Source organism: Streptomyces sp. NPDC044571, assembly GCF_040647115.1.
Classification (GTDB): Bacteria; Actinomycetota; Actinomycetes; order Streptomycetales; family Streptomycetaceae; genus Streptomyces.
Window position 1 is genome coordinate 1 of sequence record NZ_JBEZBN010000125.1, and the last position, 1,508, is coordinate 1,508.

2 protein-coding genes are annotated in these 1,508 nt (G+C 71.6%); one reads left to right on the plus strand and one right to left on the minus strand.

The features are described 5' to 3' along the window. The first annotated feature begins 187 nt into the window (after positions 1–187). Positions 188–1,138, plus strand: coding sequence for an NmrA/HSCARG family protein (locus AB0B01_RS30685; protein ID WP_361726216.1), 951 nt, complete (start codon positions 188–190; stop codon positions 1,136–1,138). A gap of 37 nt (positions 1,139–1,175) precedes the next feature. Here AB0B01_RS30685 and AB0B01_RS30690 read toward each other — a convergent pair whose 3' ends face one another. Next, entirely contained in the window at positions 1,176–1,388 is a 213-nt protein-coding gene (locus tag AB0B01_RS30690; protein ID WP_361726219.1) for a hypothetical protein, read from the minus strand. Positions 1,389–1,508 lie beyond the last annotated feature (120 nt).

The following is a 1,508-nucleotide window of genomic DNA, read 5'->3' on the forward strand; positions in this document are numbered from 1 at the left end:
CGGCCCTCGTCGCCTCCGTCCACTACGCACGAGCCTCGGGGCGCGCTTCCCCGTGCTCGACGCACCCGGGGAGGTGCATCCGGGTGCCGTGGGGGCCTGTCGGCGTGTACGACGCTGCCGCCGGGTCCGCGGCCGTAGGTTCGCTGGCAGGTGTTTCCGGTGGCTGCGGCAGGGAGAGGTGCGGGCGATGGCGGACGGCAGGCGGATCCTCACCGTGTTCGGTGCGACGGGCCAGCAGGGCGGGGCCCTGGCCCGGGCGGTCCTGGAGGACGAGGACAGCGGTTTCTCGGTGCGGGCGGTGACCCGCAGACCGGATTCGGACCGGGCCAGGGAGCTGGAACGGCTCGGTGCCGAGGTGGTGCGGGCCGACATGGACGACGAGGCCAGCCTGGGACCGGTGCTGGAAGGCGCCTACGGTGCCTTCCTGGTGACCGATTTCTGGGCGGACATGTCCGCGGCGCACGAGAAGGCGCAGGCCGCGGCACTGGCGACGGCGGCCGGGCACGCCGGGGTACAGCACGCGATCTGGTCCACGCTGGACGACACGCGCGACTGCATTCCGCTCGACGACGACCGGATGCCGACGCTGCAGGGTTCCTACAAAGTGCCGCACTTCGACGGCAAGGCGGAGGCCGACCAGTTCTTCATCGATGCAGGGGTACCGACGACGTTCCTGCGCGCCACGTTCTACTGGGAGAACCTGCTGGGCTCGTCCGCCCCCCAGCGCGGCGAGGACGGCGCCTTCGAGCTCATCTACCCGATGGGTGACAGCAAGCTCTCCGGCATCGCCGTCGACGACATCGGCAGGATCGCGCTGGCCGTCTTCAAGGGCGGCACCGACTTCATCGGCGCCACCGTCAGCATCGCCGGGGAGCACCTGCCGGTCGCGGAGATGGCCGCGGCGATGACCGAAGCACTGGGCGAACCGGTGCGGTACCGCCCTCTGACCCCCGACGCGTTCCGCGGACTCGGATTCCCCGGTGCCGAGGAGGCCGGCAACATGTTCCAGTACTACGCGGACTGCGAGCGGATCTTCACCGCCGCCCGGGACCTCGACGCCGTCCGCGCGCTCCATCCGGGCCTGCAGGACTTCCGTACGTGGCTGGCCGCCCACCACGACCGGTTCCACCTGTCCTGAGCGGCCCGCCGTCGGGCCGGCAGCTCGTCCAGGGCTGTCAGAGGCCCTCCCCGGCGACTTCCTCCGCCGCCCGGGCCTCCGCGGCGTGCGGGTCGAGTTCGCTCACCGTCAGGAGGGAGACGTCGTCACTGAGTCGCCTCTCCCACTCGGAGGCCATCGCCTCCTGCCGGTCCTCGGGCAACTGTTCGACGGCTTCCCGCTTCGCCGGGGGAAGGGCTTGGAGGAACCGGGAGAGGGGATCGGTGTCCATGGGTGCGTCCTCGGGGTCCGGAGTCGGTGACTGAGCGCGGTCCCGGACATTCTGACCGGGCACCCCCCCGGGAGCCGTGTCCCGCGCTGCCGGGTCACCCTCCGCAGGCGCAATCCACCC

Coding starts and splice junctions, on each gene's coding strand:
- AB0B01_RS30685 (WP_361726216.1), top strand. CDS start 188: ATGGCGGACGGCAGGCGGATCCTCACCGTGTTCGGTGCGACGGGCCAG.
- AB0B01_RS30690 (WP_361726219.1), bottom strand. CDS start 1,388: ATGGACACCGATCCCCTCTCCCGGTTCCTCCAAGCCCTTCCCCCGGCG.